Raw genomic sequence first — 23066 nt, forward strand, 5'->3', positions numbered from 1 at the left:
CGGTGCAGAATCACGGAGCAAAAGGAAGAAATGAGACGGGCAAAAATCGTCGCGACCCTTGGGCCGGCGACATCGAGCTATGAGAACATCCGCGCGATCATCGACGCGGGTGTGGATGTGGCTCGCATGAACCTGAGCCACGGAAGCTACGACGTGCATGAAGCGGTCTACGCGAACGTGCGCCGGGCGACGGAGGATTCCGGCCGCGCAGTCGCGGTGATGGTCGACCTGCAGGGCCCGAAGATCCGCCTCGGCAAGTTCGAGGCCGGCCCCTACGAACTCGCCGAAGGAGACATCTTCCGCATCACGACAGAAGACCTCATCGGTACGAAGGAAATCTCGTCGACGACTTTCAAGGGCCTTCCCCAGGATGTGAATCCCGGCGACTTCCTGCTGATCGACGACGGCAAGGTCAAAGTCAAGGTTCTCGAGACCGACGGCACCGTCGTCACCACCGAGGTCGTCGTCGCCGGTCCCGTGTCGAACAACAAGGGCATCAACCTGCCCGGTGTCGCCGTGAACGTGCCCGCCCTCTCCGAGAAAGACGAAGCCGACCTGCGCTGGGGCCTCAAGCTCGGCGCAGACCTCATCGCCCTCTCGTTCGTGCGTAACGCCGCCGACATCGAGCGCGTCCACGAGATCATGGCAGAAGAGGGGCGCAAGATCCCCGTCATCGCAAAGATCGAGAAGCCGCAGGCCGTCGAGCACCTCGAAGAGATCATCGAAGCTTTCGACGCGATCATGGTCGCTCGTGGGGACCTCGGCGTCGAGCTCCCGCTCGAGGCGGTCCCGATCGTGCAGAAGCGTGCCGTCGAACTGGCCCGCCGCATGGCGAAGCCGGTCATCGTGGCCACCCAGATGCTCGAATCGATGATCTCGAGCCCGGTCCCGACCCGCGCCGAGACCTCTGATGTCGCGAACGCCGTCCTCGACGGTGCGGATGCCGTGATGCTGAGCGGCGAGACCAGCGTGGGCGAGTACCCGGTCATCACCGTGCAGACGATGGCGCGCATCGTCACCTCCACCGAGGAGCACGGGCTCGACCGCATCCAGCCGCTCGGCACCAAGCCGCGCACCCAGAGCGGTGCGATCACGCTGGCGGCCGTCGAAGTCGCCGACTTCGTCGAAGCCAAGTACCTGTGCGTGTTCACCGAGTCCGGTGACTCAGCGCGGCGCATGTCGAGGCTGCGCAACCGCATCCCGATCCTCGCTTTCACCCCCGACCCGGCCATCCGTCGGCGCATGGCGCTGTTCTGGGGCGTCGAGTCGTTCGTCGTCGACCGTGTCACGCACACCGACCAGATGGTCGCCCAGGTCGACGAGGTGCTGAAGGCGAACGGCCGCGCGAGCGACGCGGAGAAGGTCATCATCATCTCCGGTTCCCCTCCCGGAATCCCGGGCACGACCAACGACCTCCGCGTGCACAAGGTCGGGGACGTGCTCTAAGAACCGTCACTGTGAACGGCCCGGGACGTCCACCGTCGCGGGCCGTTCGCGTTCGGCTACGCTGACGCCGTGACCGCAGACGAGCCTGGAGCACCGGCGGGCGCAGCACCGGATGACCGTGGTGCTGCCCGTGGCGCCGCCGAGCGTCGCCATGCGAGCTGGCTCGAGCTCTTCTTCGACCTGGTCTTCGTCGGCTTCGTCGGGCAATTGGCGCTCCGCCTGCACGGCAACCCGTCGGCAGGCGACTTCGCGGCCTTCGTGCTCCTGTTCTTTCCCGCATGGTGGCTCTGGATCGACGTGCTGCTCACCGCCAACCTGTTCGGCCGCCGGGCGACAGGTATGATGTGGGCCGTCATGATCCCGATCATGTTCACGGTCGGAGTCATGGCGGCGGCCGTGTCCACGGATTTTCCTGACCGGGCCTGGGCCTTCGGGGCCGCGAACGCCGTCGCCCGGCTGCTCATCCTTCCGGTGTGGCTGGTCGTCGCGCGCAAGAAGAAGCTGGACTGGCGGCGGCCGGCCGTCTACAACGGCCTGACCGCTGTCCTCTGGGGCGCTTCGGCCACCCTGCCCGTTCCGTACATCTATTTCGTCTGGTTTGTCGCCATGGCGATCGAACTCGCGCTCTCCTACGGGGTCGCGCGGCGGGCCGACCGGCTGGGCGGCGGGATCGACGTCGAGCACATGGCCGAGCGCATCGGGTTGTTCGTCGTGATCGTTTTCGGCGAGTCGATCCTGACGCTGATCGTTGCAGCATCCGAACACTGGACCCTTGCTTCAGGCGCTACGACGCTGTGCGGCTTCGCGGTGGTCGCCCTTCTCGCATGGTCGTTCTTCACGTACGGGGCCGAGCTCGCGGAGCGATCCTGGAGGGAGCTCAACGCCCGCGGCGACATCGCGGCGCTGCGCGACACTGCGACCTACCTTCCGTTCTTCCTCGTGATCGGCATCGTGTCGATGGCCGCAGGCCTCGGAACGGCCGTCGCCGACCCGGGCATGCCGCTTCCGCTGGGTGCCGCAACGGCACTCTGCGGGGGAGTCGCTCTGTTCTACGCGACCAACGGCGCGGTCGCGCTCCGCTACGGCCAACCATTCGGAGGTGTAATGGCCTGGGCCGCACCGGGCGTGCTCGTGTCGATCGTGCTGATCGCCGTCTCCGGTTTCGTCACGGCCTTTCTCCTGGTGGCGCTGCTCGCTGCGTTCCTGGCCGTCCTGATCGGCACGGCACGGTTCCGCAGGGTGCAGGACGCCTGACCGGCGGTCAGGTCAGCGATTCGGCGGTGGTCTCGAGGTCGGAGCGAGGGTGGTCGCGCTGGGTCGCGATCGTCACCCCGGCAGCCAGACACACGACGACGATGCCGACGACCTGCACCGGCGTGAAGCTCTCGCCGAGGATGAGCACACCGAAGATCGCTGCGATCACGGGCCCGAAGCTCGTGATGATCGCGTACAGGCGCGGGGGGATGCGACGCAGGATGAACGTGTCGAGACTGTACGGGATCGCCGATGACAGCACGCCTGCCGTCACCAGCAGCACGACGACACGCAGGTCGAGTTTCGAGTAGTCCACGACGAACAGCGCGATCGGGAGCAGGATGACCGTGGCCACGACGCTCGCCACGCTCAGGCCTTCGAGCCCGGGCAGCCCGACCGCGACCCGCCGGGTGAGCAGGATGTAGGCCGCCCAGGATACGGCCGCCGTGAGCGCGAAGACGACACCGAGCACGTCGATGCTGCCCGTCGTGCCGGTCAGCAGCACAACGCCCGCCGCCGCGACGATCGCGCACGCGAAGTCGAGCAGGCGACGGGACCCGGCGAGCGCGAGCGCGAACGGCCCGAGGAACTCGATCGTCGCAGCGATTCCGAGGCCGAGGCGACCGACAGCCTCATAGAACGACAGGTTCATCGTCGCGAGCACGATGCCCAGGGCGAGCGCCGGCCAGAGGCGGCGCCAGGTGAGCTCCCGCCGCTTCGGCCGGTAGAACGGCAGGACGGCGATGGCCGTGATCACCTGCCGAACCGCCACGACGACGACCGCCCCGACGATCGGGATGAGCAGTCCGGCCACAGCGGACCCGAGGTTGATGCTGACCTCGGTGCCGACCTGGGTGCCCGCGCCGATCAGGCGGTCGCGTTTCGAAGTCACTCGACGAGCCTAGAGGGCGCCGTCACCTGCCGCGAACGGGACCAGGACGTCAGGAGCCGAGGTCGAGCCTCATGATGGCGCGGCTCGCCGACGGCCGCCGCACGACGGAGAAACCGCCGGACTCGAACAGCGTCACCGTGCCGTGGTAGCGCTCGGCGGCCGAAAGCGATGGACGAACGGCCGGATCGACCGGGTAACCCTCGACGACACGCGCTCCACCCGATCGAGCGTGCTCGACGGCACCGCGCAGGAGCGCACGGGCGACACCGCGGCGCCGGTGGTCGAGTCGCACCACGAAACAGGTCACGGCCCACAGGTCGGCGACGGGGTCGCCGTCGACGCGCTTCGTGATCGGAGAGCGTGCGAGCGTGGGGTAGGCCGCGTATGGTTCGACAGCCGACCATCCGACCGGTTCGTCGTCGAGCCACGCGATAACACCGACCGCCGTGTGCGCGGACTGCTCATGGAGCAGTTCGCGTTTCTCCGCACGGGTGGACGCGCGATACTCGGACGCCGTCAGCTTGAACCATTGGCACCAGCACCCCGCCTGGTCGCCGCGTTCGCCGAACACCCGCTCCAACTCGGGCCAGACCTCCGCCGTGGCGGGGGCCACGCGCACCGTCGCTGTCGTCATGCGATCACGTTAGCGGCGACGACCGACAGGCGCATCAGGAAGCATTCGTTCCTAGGATGGACGTACCCCGAGTCATCCCGCCCTGCGCCCCTGAAGCGCCGAGACCGCATGGAAGGACTTCGTGAACGACACCGCCGAATCCGCCGCCCCCTGGGCCCACCGAGCACGACCCGAACTGTCGCCCGAAACCCTCGACCAACTGGATGCGTGGTGGCGCGCAGCCAACTACCTTTCGGTCGGCCAGATCTACCTGCTCGACAATCCGCTCCTGCGCACGCCGCTGACCCGCGACCACATCAAGCCGCGCCTCCTCGGGCACTGGGGCACGACGCCCGGGCTCAACTTCGTCTACGCACACCTGAACCGTGCCATCCAGGAACGGGCGCTGAACACGATCTTCATCGCCGGCCCGGGCCACGGTGGCCCTGGAGTGGTCGCCAACGCCTACCTGGACGGCACGTACTCCGAGATCTACGACACGATCGACCACACCGAGGACGGGCTGCGCCGGCTGTTCCGGCAGTTCTCGTTCCCTGGCGGCATCCCGAGCCACGCGGCACCAGAGACGCCCGGTTCCATCCACGAGGGCGGCGAACTCGGCTACTCGCTGTCGCACGCGTTCGGTGCGGCCTTCGACAACCCCGACCTGCTGGTGGCGGCCGTCGTCGGAGACGGTGAGGCCGAGACCGGTCCGCTGGCGACCGCCTGGCACTCCAATAAATTCCTCGACCCCGCCGAGGACGGCGTCGTACTCCCGATCCTGCACCTCAACGGCTACAAGATCGCCAACCCGACCGTGCTCGCGCGTATCCCCGAAGAAGAGCTGTTCCAGCTGATGCGCGGGTACGGCTACACCCCGTATCTCGTGTCCGGCGGGTTTGACGACGAGGATCCTCGCGCCGTGCACGAACGGATGGCCGCGACCCTCGACGACATCCTGGACCAGATCGCAGACATCAAGGCCTCCGCCGCCGACGGCAGCCTGCAGGACCGGCCCGCATGGCCGATGCTCATCCTGCGCACGCCGAAGGGGTGGACCTGCCCGAAGGAGATCGACGGGCATCCGGCCGAGAACAACTGGCGCGCCCACCAGGTTCCCCTCGCCGACGCTCGCGACACCGAAGCCCACACGCGCGTCCTGGAGGACTGGCTCACGTCGTACCGCCCCGAAGAACTCTTCGACGACGATGGCGCGCCGGTGCCGATCGTCACGGCGCTCGCGCCCGACGGCGAGAAGCGGATGAGCGCCAACCCCGTCGCCAACGGCGGCCTCCTCCGGCACGACCTGCGCCTGCCCGACTTCCGCGATTACGCGGTCGACGTGCCGTCACCGGGCGGCTCGGTCAGTGAGGCGACGAAGGTGCTCGGCGAGTGGCTCCGCGACGTGATCCGCGCCAACCCGGACACGTTCCGCATCTTCGGGCCGGATGAGACAGCATCCAACCGGCTCGGCGCGGTCTTCGAGGTGACCGATAAGCAGTGGGATGCCGAACTCTGGCCGATCGATTCGGACAACCATCTCGCCCGTGCCGGCCGGGTGCTCGAAATGCTGAGCGAACACCAGTGCCAGGGCTGGCTGGAAGGCTACCTGCTCACCGGCCGGCACGGCATCATCAACTCGTACGAGGCGTTCATCCACATCGTCGACTCGATGTTCAACCAGCACGCCAAGTGGCTCAAGACGTCACGTCGGATTCCGTGGCGCCGACCGATCTCGTCGCTGAACTACCTGCTCAGTTCGCACGTCTGGCGGCAAGACCACAACGGTGCCTCGCACCAGGACCCCGGCTTCATCGACCATGTCGTCAACAAGAAGGCCGACGTCGTGCGGGTCTACCTCCCCTTCGACGCGAACACGCTGCTGTCGACGTACGACCACTGCCTGCGCTCGGTCGATTATGTGAACGTCGTCGTCGCCGGCAAGCAGCCCGCACCGAACTGGCTCACGATGGACGAGGCTGTCCAACACTGCACGCGGGGGATCGGACTGTTCGACTGGGCGGGCACGGAACGCGAAGGCGAGGAACCGGATGTGGTGCTCGCCGCCGCGGGCGACGTGCCGACCCTCGAGGTGCTCGCCGCCGCGTCCATCCTGCGCGACCGGGTGCCGTCGCTGCGGGTGCGCGTCGTCAACGTCGTGGACCTGATGCGACTGCAGTCGGAGAACGAGCATCCGCACGGCCTCAGCGACCGTGAGTACGACGCGATCTTCACCACGGACAAGCCGGTGATCTTCGCATACCACGGCTACCCGTGGCTCATCCACCGGCTCACTTACCGCCGTGCGGGCCATGACAACCTGCACGTGCGCGGCTACAAAGAGGAGGGGACGACGACCACGCCGTTCGACATGGTGATGCTCAACGATCTCGACCGGTACCACCTGGTCATCGACGTGCTCGACCGTGTTCCCGGGCTCGGCGCGCGGGAGGGCGGCTTCCGTCAGGAGATGCAGGATGCGCGACAGCGCGCCCGCGAATACACGCGCGAGCGTGGCGAGGACATCCCCGCCGTCGCAGAGTGGTCCTGGTCGGGTGAGACAGCGTCGACCCGGTCAGACGACACCGGGGGAGACAACGCGTAGATCGGAATGAAGCAAGGGTGCCTGTTGACCCGAACAACAGGCACCCTTACTTTCATTATTCTTGCGGAAGCTGCGCCGTTTCCCCGCTTGGTGCAGCGCGCGTCGTATTCACTATTCGCTGGATTCGCCGCTCATCAGAGCGGAGGCGTTGTAACGGGGTCGACCGGTGTCAGTGTGGGGATCTTCGCTGTCCTGCCGTCACCTGAGGAGCGCCCCGTGAGGCGGCGCCCGACCCACGGCAGAACGTACTCGCGGTAATAGGCGACCGTGTTGCGGGAGCGCGGCCCTGTCGGTGCCGACGCGACCTCCTCGACGCCCCACTCGGCCGGGACCGGCACGCCCAGGGCTGTCAGCACATTGCTCGCGACGCGGGCGTGACCGAGCGCGTTCAGGTGCAGCTTGTCGGACGACCAGTAGCGGATGTCGCCGAGGCCCTCATCGGCCCAGTTGTCGACGAACGTCATGTTCGCCCGCGGAAAGAGGGCACGAACCGCCGCGTCGAGTTCGTCGCCGCGTTTGCGCATCACCGCGCCGAGGGGGAGATGCCGGCTCGGGTTCGCTCCGCTCAGCATCATCATGTGGATGCCCGCCTCGGTGACCGTCTTCGCCGCCGTCTCGAGCATGGTCACGACATTCTGCATCGAGACCTTGGGCCGCATGATGTCATTGCCGCCGCCGTTCAGGCTGATCACCTGGGGCAGTTGCGCGATCGCCGGCGACAGTTGCTCGGCCAGCAATGGGCCCAGCTTGCGGCCCCGGATCGCCAGGTTCGCGTAGAGAACGGGCTCCGGGTTTGCGGCAGCCAGCCCGACTGCCACGAAATCGGCCCACCCACGCGTGCGACCGTCGGGGAGTTCGTCGCCAACCCCCTCGGTGAAGCTGTCGCCGATCGCGATGTAACTGCTGAACATGATGATTACGCTACCGCCACGCGGTGGAAGCGGATGCTCACCCGATGAGCGCGATCCAGCTGCGCAGGTGCTCGACGGTGACGCCGCCGTAGCCGCTTGTCGCGGAGAAGGCGTCGCGCACCGCATCCGTTTCGGTGACGAGCGCGGCTTCTCCGTCGTCGGCGAAGGTGAACTGCGCGCCTCCTGCGACGTCAGGGCTGTCGGTCTCGACCCCGATCGTGAACGGCCGGCCGGTGGCAGAGGCGGCGTCGGCAGCCGGTTGCGCGAGCGCGATGACGCCGTCGGGGCCGGCCGCATGGTCGGCGAATGCGACGATCGCAACCGAATCGAGCAAGGGAAGGAGCGCGTCGAAGACCGTGCCGTCCCCGGGAGACACCGTCGTGAGCCACCAGGGCAGGTCGGCGCCGAGCGGGAGCGGACCGGCCGCCGACTTCGCCGCACGCAGAAGGGCGACGTAGGCCGGAGTGATGGTCGCGAAATCGGGATGCGCCTGTGCGGCCCAGGGCTCGACGTCGAGCTGGACGGCATCGAAGTCGGCCGCAGCACGTGCGTCGGAGACCCACTGGGCGACGAGTGACGGGTTCGCCAGCCATGACGCGTCACCGCCGAGAGCGGAGACCCGGACGCCGACGGCGTGCAGCGCATCAACCGAGTCGGCGAGCCAGGTGCCGATCGCCCCCTGGTTCGCAGACCACGGCACCGACAGGTAGACGGAGCTCAGGCCGTGCTGCTGGGCGAAGGATGCGAGCGCGGCCGGGGCGAGGGCGGCCTGCCCGAGCCCGCGATTGTCGACGGACGGGTCGACCGAGTTGCCCCACGCCCACATGCCCGTGATGGTTGACGAGCTCTGCACGCTCGGTGGGTCGCCCGGTGCGGGGGACGCCGCGGTCGCAGCTGTCGCAGTCATGAGCAGCGCTCCCGTTCCGGCAAGACCTGTCATCAGAGTTGCCAGGGCCGCTCGCCTGAGCCGTCGCGTGTCGATCGCCATACATCCCTCATCACTGGGTCCGCTGTCCCCTTGAGGGTGCGCGGATGCCGGTGCTGCGTTTCGGGCCGTCAGCGAAAAGCGGTGGTGCAGGGCAAGACACGTCTATCCTGCCCTATCGCTGGCGTCAGCCGAGTGCCGGTTTGACGTCGCGATTGATCGATTCGAGGATCTTCGCGTTGAAGTCGACACCGAGCTGGTTCGGTACGGTGACCAGCACCGTGTCTGCGAGTTGCACCGCCTCGTCCTGGGCGAGTTCGGCCGCGATCACATCGGGTTCGCCGACGAAGCTTCGCCCGAAGCGCGCAAGCCCTCCGTCGAGGTGGCCGACCTGGTCGCCGCGTTCGGCCAGGGCCGATGCGCCGAAATAGCGGCGCGTCTCGTCGTCGATGATCGGGATGACGCTGCGGCTGATCGAGACCCGCGGTTCGCGCTCGTGGCCGGCTTCGCTCCACGCATCCCGGAACATCCGGATCTGCTCTGCCTGCAGCTGATCGAACGGCACGCCGGTGTCTTCGGTGAGGAGGGTCGAGCTCATCAGGTTCATGCCCTGCTCTGCGGTCCACACCGCCGTTGCACGGCTGCCTGCGCCCCACCAGATGCGCTCGGAGAGCCCGGGGGAGCGCGGCTCGATGGCCAGCGGCTGCTCGACACCGGTCATCTGCGGGTTGGACATCACCAGCCCTGCACCCGCGATCGCAGCGCGGAACAACTCGGTGTGGCGCCGTGCCATGTCGGCATCCGTCTCGTCGTCGCCGGGCACGAACCCGAACGCCTCGTAGCCGTGCATCGCCGTCTCGGGTGACCCGCGGCTCACGCCGAGCTGCAGACGACCGTCGCTGATGAGGTCGGCCGCAGCTGCATCCTCGGCCATGTAGAGGGGGTTCTCGTACCGCATATCGATGACAGCCGTGCCGAGCTCGATCCTGCTGGTGCGTGCACCCATCGCCGCAAGGAGCGGGAACGGGGAGGCGAGTTGGCGCGCGAAATGGTGCACGCGCACGAAGGCCCCGTCCAGCCCGAGATCCTCGGCCGCAATCGCGAGCTCGACGGTTTGCACGAGCGCGTCGCGCGCAGTCCGCGCGACAGAGCCGGGAATGGGCTGCCAGTGGCCGAATGAGAGGAATCCGATGCGCTTCACGATGTAGGCAGCGTATTCCGCACGGGCGGTATTCCGCACGCCCGGCTGAACGATGTGACGGTCGTCAGGTCTTCACAACACCTTCGCAGCAACGGACCGTGCTCAGCGGTCGCGCGAGGCGTACGCTCGAATCAGGATCACCCGACTGGAGGACCGATGTTGACTCGTGCGTGGCTGCGATGGCTTCCGGCCGTCGCTGTGCCTGCGGTGATCGCTGCGGGCGCCGTGATCATCCCGATGCAGGCCGGTGCCGCCGTGAACCTCCCGGCGAAGACGCCGAGCGAAGTACTCGCGCTGGTGGCCTCGAGCAAAGTCGACACGTTCTCCGGCACGGTCGAGCAGACCTCCAACCTCGGCCTGCCGCAACTGCCGACGACGGGCCCCGGCTCGAATTCCAGCGACGCCGCGATCCTCGACCTGCTGACCGCGTCGCACACCGCCCGTGTGTACGCCGATGGTCCCACGAAGCAGCGCGTGCAGGTCCTGGATTCCCTCGCCGAACGCGACGCCGTGCGCAACGGCACCGACGCGTGGCTGTACTCATCGAAGGACAAGACCGCCACACACATCACGCTGCCCTCGAAGAGCGCAAGCGAGCAGATCGCGCCGGACCACATTCTGACACCGGCAGAGCTCGCCGACCAGCTGCTCGCGAAGGTCGCGCCGACCACGACGGTCACCCTGGGTGACAACCAGTCAGTCGCCGGTCGCAATGCGTACGAGCTCGTGCTCACCCCGAACGCCTCGTCGACCCTGGTCGGATCGGTGGCCATCGCGGTCGATTCCGAGACCGGCCTGCCGCTGCAGGTGGTCGTGGATGCGCGTGGCCAGCACGATCCCGCTTTCACCGTCGGCTTCTCGTCGCTCGACCTCGGGACACCGGCCGCGAGCCTCTTCACCTTCACCCCGCCGTCGGATGCGACGGTGAAACAGCAGAGTCTCCCGACGTCGCCCGGCGCCGGCACGCAGAAGCAGGAATCGTCACACCCGAAGCCGACCATCACGGGCTCGGGCTGGGACGCGGTCGTCGAAATGAACGTCGGATCGGTGCCCGCTTCGGTGACAGCCAACCCCCTCTACGGCGAGCTGACGACGCCGGTCGCGGGAGGGCGGTCGTTCTCCACGTCGCTGGTCTCCGTGCTGATCACCGACGACGGGCGCGTGTTCGCCGGGTCCGTGCCGGTCTCGCGGCTCGAGGCCGTGGCCGCGCAGTGACAGGCGACCGCCGGTGACAGACGACGTTTCGCTCGCCCCACCGGCGATCGAGACGGTCGGTCTGACCAAGCGCTTCGGCTCGCACACCGCCGTCGACGGCATCGGACTCACTGTTCCCCGGGGTTCCGTGTTCGGTTTCCTCGGGCCCAACGGGTCGGGCAAGACGACGACGATCCGCATGCTGCTGGGGCTGGCGGGCGCATCTGCCGGCGAGATCCGCGTGCTCGGCGAGGAGATGCCGCGCAAAGTGGCGGATGTGCTCCCTCGCGTCGGCGCTCTCGTCGAGGGTCCTGCGTTCTACCCGTTCCTCTCGGGGGCGGCCAACCTCGCCCGTCTCGACTCCGCGAACCGGCACGCCTCGTCGCGCACGCGCCAGGATCGAGTGGCCCTGTCGCTGGAACGGGTCGGGCTGTCCCACGCAGCCCGCAAGCGCGTGAAGGCCTATTCGCTCGGCATGAAGCAACGCCTCGGGCTTGCCAACGCACTTCTCACGCCGCGTGAGCTGCTGGTGCTGGACGAGCCGACCAATGGGCTCGACCCGCAGGGCACGCGGGAGGTGCGCAACCTCATCCGCTCGCTCGCCAGCGGTGGGACGACGGTGTTCGTCTCCAGCCACCTGCTCGCGGAGATCGACCAGATCTGCACCCACGCCGCCATCATGAGCAACGGCGCTCTGGTCGCGCAGGGCACGCTCGACGAACTTCGACGCGCGGGAAGCCCGAGAGTTGAAGTTCGCACTCCGGATCCGGGCGCAACGCGGCGCGTGCTCGCCGCCTTGGGCCTCGAGGTCGATACAGGTGCTCCGGATGCTGGTCCCGTCGACAGTGAAGGAACCGACGCCCGCGACGCTCTGATCGCCGCACACGCCGACCCCGCGGTCGCGCCGGAAGAGATCGTGGCAGCCCTCGTGGGCGCCGGCGTGCGCATCCGCGGTTTCAGTGTCATGAGCGCCAGCCTCGAGGAGCGATTCGTCGCACTCACCGGTGAAGGGTTCGACGTTGCCGAGTGAGGCCGCCGTCGCGGCGGCGCCGCACACGATCGAGCGCACCGAGTCAGGCTGGAGCCTGCTCTGGTCGGAGATCGCTGTGCTCTTCCGGAGGTGGCGCACCTGGGCGCTCCTGGGGGCGCTGGCCGGGGTTCCGATCCTCATCGCCGTCGCGGTGCGCATCCGGTCGAACGGTGCGAACTCCGGTCGTGGACCTGACTTCCTCAACGAGATCACGCACAACGGGATCTTCGTCTCGTTCACGGCGCTGGTCGTCTGCGTGCCGCTCTTCCTTCCACTGACCATCGGCGTGGTCGCCGGCGACACGATCGCGGGGGAGGCGTCACACGGAACCCTGCGGTACCTGCTGGTCGCACCCGCCGGCCGCGTGCGGCTCCTCATCGTGAAATACATCGGGGCCGCAGCGTTCTGCATCGCCGGCACCCTCGTCGTCATCGTGGCCGGTGTGCTCATCGGCGCGGCCCTGTTCCCGATCGGCCCCGTCACCCTGCTCTCCGGTGACACGGTGCCCATCGGCGAGGCGCTGCTCCGCCTCCTGCTCGTCGCCGCCTACGTGACCGTGTCCCTGCTCGGCCTCTCCGCCATCGGCCTCTTCATCTCGACACTCACCGACGTGCCTGTCGGCGCGATGGCAGCGACGATCGTGCTGTCGATCGCATCGGAGGTGCTCGACTCACTGCCGCAGCTCGACTGGCTGCACCCCTGGCTCTTCAGCCATTACTGGCTGGGGTTCGCCGACATGCTGCGGCAACCACTCTCGTGGGACTCGTTCGGACAGAACGCCCTTCTGCAGCTCGGCTACATCCTGGTGTTCGGCGCGCTGGCCTTCGGCCGGTTCACGACGAAGGACATCCTGTCCTGACGAGTGCTTGCGGGACTACTCGTTCGCGTTCTGCTGGCGGAGCCAGACGAGCACTTCGGTCGCCACATCGCGCCAGCCGTGGTCGATGACGAGCGAGTGCCCGCGGTCGTGGAACTTGGTGAGGTCGGTGACCGCGTTCGAGTCCCTGTACTGCTTGAGCGTCGCCTCGGTCGTCACGTCCGGTACTGTGTGGTCCTTCGTGCCCGACACGAGCAGCAGTGGCCCGCGGTCCTCGTTGCCGGTGTCGACCTTGGCCTGCGAGTGCACCCGGAAGTTCGCGGACGCGGCTTCGAACAGCGGGCGGGCCGGCGACGGGATCGTGTATGCGTCGAACAGCTCCTTCGACTCCTCCTCGGTCAGCTCGTTGCCGAAGCCGAACTTGAATTCCTTCTCGGTGAGCGAGACGGCACGCTTCAGGTTCGCGGGATTGCCGAGACCGGGCAGGGCGGCTTTCAGCTGGGCGAGCGGAAGCGGGAGCACGCCTTTGATCTGTGCCGGGTCGATCGCGACGCCCGCGTTGCCATAGCCCTGGCCGATCAGTTTCTCGGCGATGAGCCCACCGAAGGAGTGCCCGATGATCACGGGCGGCTCCTCGAAGGCCTCGATGATCGCCGCATAATGGGCCGTGATGTCGTCGATGCTCTTATCGGCTACTGCATCCGGGTTCGCCCTCGCCGCCTCTACCGTGTCGGCCTCCCCGGGCCATCCGGGGGCGACAGGGTCGTAGCCCTCATTGCGGAAGAAATCGATCCAGGGGTTCCAGCTCGTGGCGTGAAGCCACAGACCGTGGATGAAGACGACGGGCTGACCTGCCATGTGGGTTGACCTTTCACCGGGCGTCGTCTCGCGACGCGTTCGACCAAGCGGAGTGCATCAGCGTGAAAGCCGGCGACCGAGTGGGCGCCGACCCCGCAAGCCACAGGCTATGCCCGCAGGAGGACGGCGATCAACGGTCTGTTACGGTTGGCGCATGTTTGACTGGCTCTGCGCCGCGTGCGCCGTCGAATATCCGGCCGGCGAGCAGCCTCCTGCCGCGTGCCCGATCTGCCTGGACGAGCGCCAGTACGTGCCGCTGACCGGCCAGGCGTGGACCTCGCTCCAGCAGCTCTCCGATCAGGGCAGCAGGGTCGACATCACAGAAGCAGAACCCGACCTCTACATCCTCAGCGCGGCGCCCGAGGCCGGCATCGGCCAGCACGCGAAGCTGGTGCGTACGAGCGGGGGCAACCTCCTCTGGGATCCCACCGGTTACGTCGACGAGGCCGCTGCCGAGCGGGTGAAGGCGCTCGGCGGCGCCGAGTACGTCGTCGCGAGCCACCCCCACATGTACGGCGCGCAGAGCACGTGGGCGCGCCTGCTGGATGCGACAGTGCTCGTCGCCGAGGCCGACCGCAACTGGGTGCAGCGAGCCGATCCACGCATCGACACGTTCACGGGCGACGTCGAGCTCCTTCCTGGCGTCACGCTGCGGACCATCGGCGGCCATTTCCCGGGAAGCTCCATCGTTCACTGGGCCGAAGGTGCCGAAGGGCGCGGTGTGGTTCTCGCGGGCGATACGTTCTTTCCCGGGCCGTCCGGGCGCTGGGTGACATTCATGCGAAGCTACCCGAACGCCATCCCGATGTCGGCCCCGGTCGTCGGGCGTGTTGCAGCCGCTGTAGCCGCGCATCCGTTCGACCGTGCATACGGCAACTTCGGAAACCGGATCATGTCGGACGCCCGCGGAGCCGTCCTGCGCTCCGCTGACCGGTACATCGCGTGGGTCAGCGGAGCCAACGACCACCTCACCTGACGCACGTTTCGCGCACAAATCCTTGTGTAAATTGCCGGTTAACAGGCGAGAAACCTTCGTCGCGCCCGGGTGAAAAGCGGATCAGTGCGCCTATCGTCGCTTCATCGACCCAGGAACGACGAAGGGAGGGTGAACATGACGTACACAGAGGTGTTCGACCTCGTGGATGCGGGCGACGGGCGCTGGGATGTCCAGCAGCACGGCACCCTGCTGGTCGCCGGTCAGGTCTGCAGGACACGCACCGGTTTCGTGCTCTGGGACTGGCTCGACCGCCAGCTGGGCACCTACGAGACGATCGACGATGCGCTACGCGCGCTGATCCGGTTCGAAGACAGGTCGAGCGGCGCGACCGCGTACTGATCCGCTCGCGCGGTGCCACCCCGTACGATGTGCGGGTGGTCACTGAAATGGATGTCCGACTCACCGACGACCGGACAGTGCGTGTCTACGACAGCGGCACCCTGGACTCCGGCACACCGACCGTCGTCTGGTTCCACGGTTCGCCCCAGACCGGAGCGATTCTCGCACCCCTCCTCGATGCGGCCGCTGCCCGGGGGATCCGCCTGCTCTCCTATGCGCGGCCGGGTTACCGCGGCTCGACCCGCGTGGCCGCCCGCGACGTCGCTTCGGCCGCCGCCGATGTCGCAGGATTCGCGGATGCGCTCGATCTGTCCCGCTTCGCCGTGATGGGTGCATCCGGCGGTGGGCCTCACGCACTGGCGTGCGCCGCCCTGCTGCCGCACCGGGTGACCGCAGCCGTCGCGTTCGCCTCGCTCGCCCCGTTCGACGCACCGTTCGGCTGGTTCGCCGGCATGGCCTCGGACGGCGCCTCCCTCCGGGCGGCCGCCGAAGGCCGGGATGCCCGGACGGCATTCGAAGGGACAGCCGAGTTCGACCCGTCGAGCTTCAACGAGCGCGACTACGCCACGCTCGCAGGGCCGTGGACCTCGCTCAACGCGGATGTCGGGATGGCCTCGTCGGATGGTCCTGACGGCCTGATCACCGACGATCTCGCCTTCGTGGCACCCTGGGGATTCGACGTCGCCGACATCTCCACTCCGGTGCTCCTCGTGCACGGCGGCGACGACCGGGTCGTTCCGGCGGCGCACTCGCACTGGCTCGTGCACGCCATCGCCGATGCGGAGCTGTGGCTGCGCCCGCGCGACGGGCACATTTCGATTCTCGAGACGGCTCCGGTCGCGTTCGACTGGTTGGGCGCACGCGCGCGCTGATCAGCGCCGAGGCGCCGGACCTCAGCCCCGGTGCTCCGTCAGCTCGATCGTCGCGAGCACTTCGCGTCCGCCCGGGGACGATCGCGGCGCCATGTCGACGAGGGCGATCTGTGACAGCCTCAGCACGTCCCCCTCGGTCGCGCGCCGTTCGCCTTTCGCGGTGACGTGCGGTCGGTACGGTCCCGGCTGGAATACGCGATCGCCGGACGACGCCAACGGTGCGAGCGCACCGAGAAGAACGTCGTGAAGATGGGTGAGCCGGTCGTCGTCCTCCACCAGGGTGACGGGAATGTCGTGCCGGCGGCCGAACAGCGCGCCATGCCCGGCCGTGACCTCGAAAGGCGCGACGGCTGACGAGGTCTCGGCGATGAGACGCGCGACGTCGTCCACGGAGGCGTGCGTGCTGAACGGCGGCACGACGGTCACGTGCAGAGGCCATTCACGCACCGCGAAGCGCGTGCCGGAACGGAGCGGTTCCAGGGGAATCACGACGACGATCCGCGGCATGTGCCGAGTCTAAAAGCTGCGAATGTCAGAAGGCTGCCGCACCGCGTTCCCAGTTCGTCCGGCCACAGTGATCATGAGCCTCGTGGCGTCTTCGCTGCCGACGTCGCCGAACGAGCGTGCTTGAAGAACGGGGATCGACGAACGATGACAGCGCCGCCGGTTGACAGGCTCCGGTCCGCGCCGGGCCGGTTGCGGGAGCTTCGCGATGTCATCGTCGAGCGCTCCACGGCATCCGCGGGCCTGATCGCCATCGCCCTGTTCGCCGTCGCCGCCGCGATCGCTGCCTGGCTGCGCATCCCCGCCGTCGCGAGGAACACGCTGTGGGCCGAAGACGGCAGGAACTTCATCCAGGATGCGGTGAATCACGGCCCGCTTGCCTCGCTCGCCATCCCGTACGCCGGGTACCTGCACACGATCCCTCGGCTCATCACGGCCTTCACCGTCTCGTTCGTGCCGGTGTCGCAGTGGGCGGATGCGGTGACTGCCGGCTCGTGCCTGGTCGCCGGCATCCTTGCGGCCGTCGTCTTCGTCTGCACCCGCGATGTCGTCCCGTGGCTGCCCGGGCGATTGCTCATCGCCGGCCTGACCGTGCTCGCGCCGCTCGCCCCACGCGAGGTGCTCGGCAACGCGGCCAACGTGCACTCGCTCGTCCTGTGGACGGTGTTCTGGATGCTGCTATACACCCCGCGCACGCGCGCCGGCTCGATCGCGCTCGGCGTCGTCGCGCTCCTCGGGGCGGCCACCGAGATCCAGTGCCTGGTCCTGCTTCCGCTCGCCCTCATCCACTGGCGCAACCGGCGGCGATGGCCGATGCTCGCCGGGCTCGGCGCAGGGCTCGCAATGCAGTTGTTCGTCACCCTGTTCTGGCCGCGCGGGCAGTCCGGGAATCCGCCGGTCGAGGCGCTCTCGATCGCATACGGCTACCTCATCAACGCGGTGATGCCGCTCGTGACTCCGCAGAACTCGATCGGACCCGTGCTCGTGCGCACGGGGCCACTCGTCGGGGTGGCGGTGTTCGCGGTCGTCGCCGGGGCGCTCGCATACGTGATGGTCCGCGGGCTTCGGGCGCAGCGCATCACTGCAGCCGGCCTGGTGGTGGGGTCGATCGCGTTCTACACGCTCGATGTCGTCAGCAATCCCAATTCGTTTTACGACTATGCGCGGTTCGACCGGGATGAGCTGGCGCAGGTCTGGCTCGTCCGTTACGGGGTCGTGCCCTCGATGATGCTCGCGGCGGTCGTCGTGCTCGCAATCTCCGTCGCGGTCTCGAGGCGGCGCGCCGGTGACCGCGACCCACTTCTCGGCAACCACAGCGTGCTCGCCGGAGGCGCGGCTCTGGCCGTGGTCGCAGCTCTGCTGCTCGTGCAGTTCGTGCCCCACGACACGCGACGCTCAGCCGGGCCCCAGTGGTCACCGCAAGTGACAACCGCCGCACAGGCCTGCGAACGGTTGCCGGCCACCTATGTCTTCCACCTGAGCGAGACCATCGGCTGGCATGTCTGGCTGACCTGCCGCGTTCTCGACCCTCCAGGCGCGTAGTCACGTGCTTCTCAGCCGAGCGCTTTGAGGTCCGCCTGCAAGGCGGCCTGATCGAACCCTTCCAGTGACACGCCCTGGGTGAGCATCTCCTTCGACAGGTAGGCGATGCCTTCGTCCATATAGGTCGACAGGAAGTCGGGATCCATCGGGTGCACCTTGCCCCAGGTGACGATCTGGAAATGCGTCCCGTCGAACCCGACCAGCGGCACATAGTGGCCGCCCTCGATCTTCGCGCCGGGCACGACGGACCACGGCTGCCCTTTGTTGAACTGGTCCATCGCCGATGCAGGGAACTTGATGCCGATCCCGACGGCGCCGAACAGGTAGCACGCCAGCTTCACATCGTCGAGGTTGCCCACGGGGAGCGCGAGGTACGCCGCGACCTTGTGCCGGTTTCCGTTCGAATCGACGACCCCGGTCTTGCGCCGGTAGGAGGCCGCAACGGCCATGTCCGTGCCCTTGTCGCTGTTCGGGTCGCTCGGCTTGAACCCGGTGACCTTCGCGTAGTCGGACAGCACGGACTGGTCCGTGAACGAGAACGTGTGCTTCGCCTCGTCACCCCACAGCATCGTCTCGTGCGCGGCTCCGGCCCAGACGCAGTCTCCGTACTTGTCGTTTCCGAGCATCCCGATCGGCTGCGAGGCATACAGTCCCTGATGGCCGAACACCGGCGGCACCGGGGGCAGTTTCGTCGCGTCGAGGAACGCCGAAAAGGCGAACGAGACGGCACCCGCACGTGCGGGCAGTTTGCCCAGCTTGAAATCCGGCATTGTCATGCTCCTTCGATTCGCGAAGCGAGCGCGTCGTCGCGCTCGCAAGCGTCACGATCCCGATTCGGGATTCGGCGAACACCGGTGACAGCGGGTCGGCTTCGACTGGGGCGACCCGCACCTGTTGCTCGCATGCTCGGCATCAGATGACGTCCCCATACTGGCACTTCGTCAGCGCGCGCAGTCAGAAGTTTTTTATGCCAGGCCGCGTCACCCGAGTGGCGCCGAGCCGTGGTCGTTCGCGCCCACACTGAGCTACAGCGACCCGGGCCCGAGCGGGTGTGCAGTACAGGTCACGTCCTGGGCCGGATGGTGCCGGGCGAACGATATTCCCTGCACGCGCGGATCTGAACACGGGAACCGCGCGCGGCTGATGAAGTGCCGGTGGTGGGACTCGAACCCACACGCCCTCTCGGACAAAGCATTTTGAGTGCTCCGCGTCTGCCATTCCGCCACACCGGCGCACAACAACGCCACTCAGGATACCGTAGGCTTTTGCTCGTGACTGACCAAGAATCTGCCCCGATCGTCCCACGCCGCGTCGTCGTCGCGGAGGACGAGTCTCTGATCCGCCTCGATATCGTCGAGATCCTCCGGGACAACGGCTTCGAGGTCGTGGGGGAGGCCGGAGACGGCGAGACGGCCGTGGCGCTTGCGACCGAGCTGCGCCCCGACCTAGTCATCATGGACGTGAAGATGCCGCAGCTCGACGGCATCTCGGCGGCCGAGCGGCTGTCGAAGGGCCACATCGCCCCCGTCGTGCTGCTGACGGCCTTCAGCCAGAAGGAGCTCGTCGAGCGAGCGACCGAGGCGGGCGCGCTCGCCTATGTGGTCAAGCCGTTCACGCCGAACGACCTGCTCCCGGCGATCGAGATCGCACTCGCGCGCTACGCGCAGATCATCGCCCTCGAGGCTGAGGTGTCCGACATGGTCGAGCGCTTCGAGACCCGCAAGCTCGTCGACCGCGCCAAGGGCCTGCTGAACGAGAAGATGGGGCTCAGCGAGCCGGAGGCTTTCCGCTGGATCCAGAAGGCATCCATGGACCGTCGGCTCACCATGCACGACGTCGCCCAGGCGATCATCGAGCAGCTCGCCGCCAAGAAGTAGTCGAAGCTCGGGGCCGCTCAGAGGTCCTTGATCAGGTTCGTGATGCGGATGGTCGAACAGCGCCGTCCCTGCTCATCGGTCACCGCGATCTCGTGTGTCGTCAGGGTGCGCCCCAGGTGGATCGGCGTGCACACGCCCGTCACCCATCCGCTGGTCGCCGAGCGCGTGTGCGTGGCGTTGATCTCGATACCCACAGCGAGGCGACCCGCGCCCGCCCACAGGTTGGCCGCCATCGATCCGAGGGACTCGCCGAGCACGACGTAGGCGCCTCCGTGCAGCAGATCTGCGGGCTGCGTGTTGCCTTCGACGGGCATGCGCGCGACGGCACGATCCATCGTGAATTCCAGCACCTCGATGCCCATCTTCTCGGCGAGGGCGCCGAGTCCGCGCTCCTTCACATATGCCAGCTGATCCAGCGTCATGGGCCCTTTCCTCGGTCGTCAGGAGTGTCGCAGGCGCCTTGTAGGCTGGCCTGGTGTCAGACTCCGAAAAGCCTACCCTCCTCGTCATCGACGGCCATTCGCTGGCATTCCGGGCCTTCTACGCCCTCCCCGTCGACAGCTTCGTCAATCGCGATGGCCAGCACACGAACGCCATCCACGGGTTCATCTCGATGCTCATTGTGCTGCTCGCCGACCGCAAGCCGACCCACATCGCCGTGGCGTTCGACCTGTCGCGGTACTCGTTCCGCACCCGCGAGTATCCGGAGTACAAGGGCACCAGGAACGAGACTCCTCCGGAGTTCGCCGGCCAGATCCCGCTCCTCGAAGAGGCGCTGCACGCGATGAACGTCACCACGGTGACGAAAGAGGATTACGAGGCGGACGACATCCTCGCCACCCTCGCCGCGAAAGGCGTGGCCGATGGCTACCGGGTGCTCCTGGTGTCGGGTGACCGCGATACGATCCAGCTCGTCAACGACGACGTGACGCTGCTCTACCCGAACGTCCGCGGAGTCTCCGAGCTCAAGGTGTACGACCCCGCCGCCGTGCGCGAGAAGTACGGTATCGAGCCTGCGCAGTATCCCGAGATCGCCGCCCTCGTCGGCGAGTCGAGCGACAACCTGATCGGTATCGACAAGGTCGGGGAGAAGACCGCCGTCAAATGGGTCCAGCAATACGGAACGGTCGAAGAGATCGTCGCCCATGCCGACGAGATCAAGGGTGTGGTCGGCGAGAAGCTTCGCGAGCAGAAAGACAACGCCCTCCGCAACCGTCGCCTCAACAAGCTCGTCGACGATCTCGACCTTCCTGTCGAGCCCGGCGATCTCGAACGCCGCCCGATCAATGAGCAGGCCGTCCGTGACATCTTCGGGAGGCTCCAGTTCAAGACGCTGCTCGAGCGGCTCCTGAAGACCGCTGCGGCGGAAGGGCAGCTCGAAGGCTCGGTAGTCGACGGAGTGAGCACCGGCGCGACCTCGATCCCTGCCGTACGCACCATGCTCGATGAGGAGCTCGCGCTCTGGCTGTCCCGCGCATCCGCAGACGGCAAGCCGGTCGGAGTCCAGGTCGAACGCGGCCACCTCGGCATCACCGGATTCGGCCTCGCGACCTCCGACGACACCGTTTACGTCCCGTGGGTCGCGGGTCGGCCCGACTACACAGCACTCGAAGAATGGCTCGCCGGCAGCGCACCGAAATACTTCTTCCATGCGAAGCCGCAATTCAAGGCGCTGAGCCGGGCCGGCTTCGTCGTCGACGGGCTCGCGTTCGATACGCGCCTCGCCGGCTGGCTGCTCAAACCGGGCGGAGGACCGCAGACGCTCGCCGACCAGGTCTACGACGTGCTGGGTGAATCGCTTCCGCAGTCCGACCCCAACCAGCTCGTGCCGCTCACCGAGCCGGTGAGTGCTGCCACCGAGGCCTGGTACGTGCTGCGCATCGCAGCGGCGCAATCCATCGCGATCGACGAAGGCTCCCGCCGGGTGCTCGACGAGATCGAACTGCCCCTTGTCGCGGTACTGGCCGAGATGGAACTCACCGGAGTCACGGTGAACGCCGACGTACTCGCGCGCCTGCGCGGCGAACTCACCGACAAGTCCAACGACTACGCCGCACGCGCCTACGCCGAAATCGGCCACGAAGTGAACCTCGGTTCGCCCAAGCAGCTCCAGCAGGTCCTTTTCGACGAATTGCAGATGCCCAAGACGCGGTCCACGAAGACCGGCTACTCGACCGACGCGGCGTCGCTGGCCGATTTGCAGGAGCAGAACCCGCATCCATTCCTCGGGCTGCTGCTGCAGCACCGCGACGCCTCAAAGCTGCGCCAGATCATCGAGACGCTCGAGCGTGGCGTCGAATCGGATGGGCGCATCCACACCACCTACGACCAGACCGGCACAACGACCGGGCGCATCTCGTCGAACGATCCGAACCTCCAGAACATCCCCGTTCGCACCGAAGAAGGACGCGAGATCCGCTCGGCGTTCGAACACGGTGAAGGCTTCGAGGCCCTGCTCACCGCGGACTACTCGCAGATCGAGATGCGCATCATGGCGCACCTCTCCGAAGACGCCGGCCTCATCGAGGCCTTCCAGTCCGGGGAAGACCTCCATCGTTTCGTCGGCGCACGCATCTTCGGCGTCACCCCGGCCGAAGTGACGCCCGCCATGCGCACGAAGGTCAAAGCGATGTCGTATGGGCTCGCCTACGGCCTGAGCGCGTTCGGGCTGTCCAAACAGCTGCGCATCGAGACGGCAGAGGCGCGGCAGCTCATGGTCGACTACTTCACACGGTTCGGGGCCGTACGCGACTACCTGCGCAATGTCGTCGAACAGGCACGTGTCGACGGCTACACCGAGACGATCTTCGGTCGACGCAGGCCCTTCGCAGACCTCACGAGCACCAACCGTGTCCTTCGCGACAACGCCGAGCGAGCTGCGCTCAACGCACCCATCCAGGGATCCGCCGCCGACATCCTCAAGATCGCGATGCTCAACATCGCCGCCGATCTCATCGACCAGCGTCTCAACTCGCGCATGCTCCTGCAGGTGCACGACGAACTGATCTTCGAAGTCGCGCCAGGGGAGTGGGACGCGCTCGAAGCCATCGTGCGCAACCGCATGGCGACCGCCGCCGAACTTAGGGTCCCGCTCGACGTCCAGGTCGGCCGCGGTGCCAACTGGGACGACGCGGCGCACTGATCGCCGCGCCCCGCCGCGCGTCCCGCACAGCGCCCGTCGAGCACAGG

General features: G+C 67.3%; 21 protein-coding genes and 1 tRNA gene. 12 read left to right on the forward strand and 10 right to left on the reverse strand.

What is annotated here, in order from left to right; all coding sequences use genetic code 11:
- Positions 1 to 30: 30 nt before the first annotated feature.
- Both pyk and ACPPVQ_RS11135 read left to right on the forward strand, forming a co-directional pair.
- A complete protein-coding gene (pyk, locus tag ACPPVQ_RS11130; RefSeq protein ID WP_426515163.1) occupies positions 31 to 1446 on the forward strand; it encodes a pyruvate kinase in 1416 nt (471 codons plus the stop codon).
- A gap of 69 nt (positions 1447 to 1515) precedes the next feature.
- The gene (locus tag ACPPVQ_RS11135) at positions 1516 to 2700 is read left to right on the forward strand and encodes a low temperature requirement protein A (protein WP_426515164.1); all 1185 of its coding nucleotides are present in this window, start codon (positions 1516 to 1518) and stop codon (positions 2698 to 2700) included.
- Positions 2701 to 2707: 7 nt separating this feature from the next.
- On the opposite strand, the gene ACPPVQ_RS11140 is transcribed toward ACPPVQ_RS11135, so the two are convergent.
- Both ACPPVQ_RS11140 and ACPPVQ_RS11145 read right to left on the reverse strand, forming a co-directional pair.
- Positions 2708 to 3592: an EamA family transporter gene (locus tag ACPPVQ_RS11140; RefSeq protein ID WP_426515165.1), complete on the reverse strand. Its 885-nt coding sequence runs from the start codon at positions 3590 to 3592 to the stop codon at positions 2708 to 2710.
- A 49-nt stretch (positions 3593 to 3641) separates the two neighbouring features.
- Positions 3642 to 4226, reverse strand: coding sequence for an N-acetyltransferase family protein (locus ACPPVQ_RS11145; protein WP_426515166.1), 585 nt, complete (start codon positions 4224 to 4226; stop codon positions 3642 to 3644).
- Positions 4227 to 4347: 121 nt separating this feature from the next.
- On the opposite strand from ACPPVQ_RS11145, the gene ACPPVQ_RS11150 reads away from it, so the two are divergent.
- A complete protein-coding gene (locus ACPPVQ_RS11150) occupies positions 4348 to 6810 on the forward strand; it encodes a phosphoketolase family protein (protein WP_426515167.1) in 2463 nt (820 codons plus the stop codon).
- 134 nt (positions 6811 to 6944) lie between these two features.
- On the opposite strand, the gene ACPPVQ_RS11155 is transcribed toward ACPPVQ_RS11150, so the two are convergent.
- From ACPPVQ_RS11155 to ACPPVQ_RS11165, 3 genes are all read right to left on the reverse strand, one after another.
- A complete protein-coding gene (locus ACPPVQ_RS11155) occupies positions 6945 to 7721 on the reverse strand; it encodes an SGNH/GDSL hydrolase family protein (RefSeq protein ID WP_426515168.1) in 777 nt (258 codons plus the stop codon).
- Positions 7722 to 7758: 37 nt separating this feature from the next.
- Positions 7759 to 8709, reverse strand: coding sequence for a hypothetical protein (locus ACPPVQ_RS11160; RefSeq protein WP_426515169.1), 951 nt, complete (start codon positions 8707 to 8709; stop codon positions 7759 to 7761).
- Positions 8710 to 8833: 124 nt separating this feature from the next.
- Positions 8834 to 9847, reverse strand: a complete 1014-nt coding sequence (locus tag ACPPVQ_RS11165) for an LLM class flavin-dependent oxidoreductase (protein ID WP_426515170.1) — start codon at positions 9845 to 9847, stop codon at positions 8834 to 8836.
- 156 nt (positions 9848 to 10003) lie between these two features.
- On the opposite strand from ACPPVQ_RS11165, the gene ACPPVQ_RS11170 reads away from it, so the two are divergent.
- From ACPPVQ_RS11170 to ACPPVQ_RS11180, 3 genes are read left to right on the forward strand one after another with little or no spacing between them, the layout of a single operon-like run.
- Entirely contained in the window at positions 10004 to 11062 is a 1059-nt protein-coding gene (locus ACPPVQ_RS11170) for a LolA family protein (RefSeq protein ID WP_426515171.1), read from the forward strand.
- Positions 11063 to 11075: 13 nt separating this feature from the next.
- Positions 11076 to 12071 (forward strand): ATP-binding cassette domain-containing protein, encoded by a 996-nt coding sequence (locus ACPPVQ_RS11175; RefSeq protein WP_426515172.1) that lies wholly within the window; start codon positions 11076 to 11078, stop codon positions 12069 to 12071.
- On the forward strand, positions 12061 to 12930 hold the full coding sequence (locus ACPPVQ_RS11180; RefSeq protein WP_426515173.1) for an ABC transporter permease: 870 nt from the start codon (positions 12061 to 12063) through the stop codon (positions 12928 to 12930). The genes ACPPVQ_RS11175 and ACPPVQ_RS11180 overlap by 11 nt, the downstream gene beginning before the upstream one ends.
- 15 nt (positions 12931 to 12945) lie before the next feature.
- On the opposite strand, the gene ACPPVQ_RS11185 is transcribed toward ACPPVQ_RS11180, so the two are convergent.
- On the reverse strand, positions 12946 to 13746 hold the full coding sequence (locus ACPPVQ_RS11185) for an alpha/beta hydrolase (protein ID WP_426515174.1): 801 nt from the start codon (positions 13744 to 13746) through the stop codon (positions 12946 to 12948).
- A gap of 154 nt (positions 13747 to 13900) precedes the next feature.
- Here ACPPVQ_RS11185 and ACPPVQ_RS11190 point away from each other — a divergent pair, with 154 nt between their 5' ends.
- The 3 genes from ACPPVQ_RS11190 to ACPPVQ_RS11200 all read left to right on the forward strand — a co-directional run bounded on the left by ACPPVQ_RS11190 (position 13901) and on the right by ACPPVQ_RS11200 (position 15954).
- Positions 13901 to 14722, forward strand: coding sequence for an MBL fold metallo-hydrolase (locus ACPPVQ_RS11190; RefSeq protein WP_426515175.1), 822 nt, complete (start codon positions 13901 to 13903; stop codon positions 14720 to 14722).
- Between the two features lie 135 nt (positions 14723 to 14857).
- The gene (locus ACPPVQ_RS11195; RefSeq protein ID WP_426515176.1) at positions 14858 to 15082 is read left to right on the forward strand and encodes a hypothetical protein; all 225 of its coding nucleotides are present in this window, start codon (positions 14858 to 14860) and stop codon (positions 15080 to 15082) included.
- Between the two features lie 35 nt (positions 15083 to 15117).
- Entirely contained in the window at positions 15118 to 15954 is an 837-nt protein-coding gene (locus tag ACPPVQ_RS11200; RefSeq protein WP_426515177.1) for an alpha/beta fold hydrolase, read from the forward strand.
- A gap of 21 nt (positions 15955 to 15975) precedes the next feature.
- On the opposite strand, the gene ACPPVQ_RS11205 is transcribed toward ACPPVQ_RS11200, so the two are convergent.
- Positions 15976 to 16461 (reverse strand): 2'-5' RNA ligase family protein, encoded by a 486-nt coding sequence (locus ACPPVQ_RS11205; protein WP_426515178.1) that lies wholly within the window; start codon positions 16459 to 16461, stop codon positions 15976 to 15978.
- A 144-nt stretch (positions 16462 to 16605) separates the two neighbouring features.
- Between ACPPVQ_RS11205 and ACPPVQ_RS11210 the strand changes: the two genes are divergently transcribed.
- The gene (locus tag ACPPVQ_RS11210) at positions 16606 to 18000 is read left to right on the forward strand and encodes a hypothetical protein (protein WP_426515179.1); all 1395 of its coding nucleotides are present in this window, start codon (positions 16606 to 16608) and stop codon (positions 17998 to 18000) included.
- A gap of 11 nt (positions 18001 to 18011) precedes the next feature.
- Here the strand turns inward: ACPPVQ_RS11210 and ACPPVQ_RS11215 are convergent, their stop codons facing one another.
- Positions 18012 to 18770 carry a hypothetical protein gene (locus tag ACPPVQ_RS11215; protein ID WP_426515180.1) on the reverse strand — a complete coding sequence of 253 codons (759 nt, stop codon included), beginning with the start codon at positions 18768 to 18770 and terminating at the stop codon, positions 18012 to 18014.
- Between the two features lie 379 nt (positions 18771 to 19149).
- Positions 19150 to 19232: transfer RNA gene (locus tag ACPPVQ_RS11220), tRNA-Leu, on the reverse strand.
- A 39-nt stretch (positions 19233 to 19271) separates the two neighbouring features.
- Here ACPPVQ_RS11220 and ACPPVQ_RS11225 point away from each other — a divergent pair.
- Positions 19272 to 19877 (forward strand): ANTAR domain-containing response regulator, encoded by a 606-nt coding sequence (locus tag ACPPVQ_RS11225; RefSeq protein ID WP_426515181.1) that lies wholly within the window; start codon positions 19272 to 19274, stop codon positions 19875 to 19877.
- Positions 19878 to 19894: 17 nt separating this feature from the next.
- Here ACPPVQ_RS11225 and ACPPVQ_RS11230 read toward each other — a convergent pair whose 3' ends face one another.
- Positions 19895 to 20299: a hotdog fold thioesterase gene (locus tag ACPPVQ_RS11230; RefSeq protein WP_426515182.1), complete on the reverse strand. Its 405-nt coding sequence runs from the start codon at positions 20297 to 20299 to the stop codon at positions 19895 to 19897.
- Positions 20300 to 20352: 53 nt separating this feature from the next.
- On the opposite strand from ACPPVQ_RS11230, the gene polA reads away from it, so the two are divergent.
- A complete protein-coding gene (gene polA, locus ACPPVQ_RS11235; RefSeq protein ID WP_426515183.1) occupies positions 20353 to 23019 on the forward strand; it encodes a DNA polymerase I in 2667 nt (888 codons plus the stop codon).
- The last annotated feature ends 47 nt before the right edge of the window (positions 23020 to 23066 follow it).

Source organism: Leifsonia sp. McL0618, from assembly GCF_049994905.1.
Taxonomy (GTDB): Bacteria; Actinomycetota; Actinomycetes; order Actinomycetales; family Microbacteriaceae; genus Diaminobutyricibacter.

What these genes read in the sequence shown, in the direction of transcription:
- ACPPVQ_RS11155 (WP_426515168.1), bottom strand. Translation starts at nt 7,721, where the DNA reads ATGTTCAGCAGTTACATCGCGATCGGCGACAGCTTCACCGAGGGGGTT.
- ACPPVQ_RS11195 (WP_426515176.1), top strand. Translation starts at nt 14,858, where the DNA reads ATGACGTACACAGAGGTGTTCGACCTCGTGGATGCGGGCGACGGGCGC.
- ACPPVQ_RS11170 (WP_426515171.1), top strand. Translation starts at nt 10,004, where the DNA reads ATGTTGACTCGTGCGTGGCTGCGATGGCTTCCGGCCGTCGCTGTGCCT.
- ACPPVQ_RS11205 (WP_426515178.1), bottom strand. Translation starts at nt 16,461, where the DNA reads ATGCCGCGGATCGTCGTCGTGATTCCCCTGGAACCGCTCCGTTCCGGC.
- ACPPVQ_RS11160 (WP_426515169.1), bottom strand. Translation starts at nt 8,709, where the DNA reads ATGGCGATCGACACGCGACGGCTCAGGCGAGCGGCCCTGGCAACTCTG.
- ACPPVQ_RS11145 (WP_426515166.1), bottom strand. Translation starts at nt 4,226, where the DNA reads ATGACGACAGCGACGGTGCGCGTGGCCCCCGCCACGGCGGAGGTCTGG.
- ACPPVQ_RS11190 (WP_426515175.1), top strand. Translation starts at nt 13,901, where the DNA reads ATGTTTGACTGGCTCTGCGCCGCGTGCGCCGTCGAATATCCGGCCGGC.
- pyk (WP_426515163.1), top strand. Translation starts at nt 31, where the DNA reads ATGAGACGGGCAAAAATCGTCGCGACCCTTGGGCCGGCGACATCGAGC.
- ACPPVQ_RS11230 (WP_426515182.1), bottom strand. Translation starts at nt 20,299, where the DNA reads ATGACGCTGGATCAGCTGGCATATGTGAAGGAGCGCGGACTCGGCGCC.
- ACPPVQ_RS11215 (WP_426515180.1), bottom strand. Translation starts at nt 18,770, where the DNA reads ATGCCGGATTTCAAGCTGGGCAAACTGCCCGCACGTGCGGGTGCCGTC.
- ACPPVQ_RS11185 (WP_426515174.1), bottom strand. Translation starts at nt 13,746, where the DNA reads ATGGCAGGTCAGCCCGTCGTCTTCATCCACGGTCTGTGGCTTCACGCC.
- ACPPVQ_RS11210 (WP_426515179.1), top strand. Translation starts at nt 16,606, where the DNA reads ATGACAGCGCCGCCGGTTGACAGGCTCCGGTCCGCGCCGGGCCGGTTG.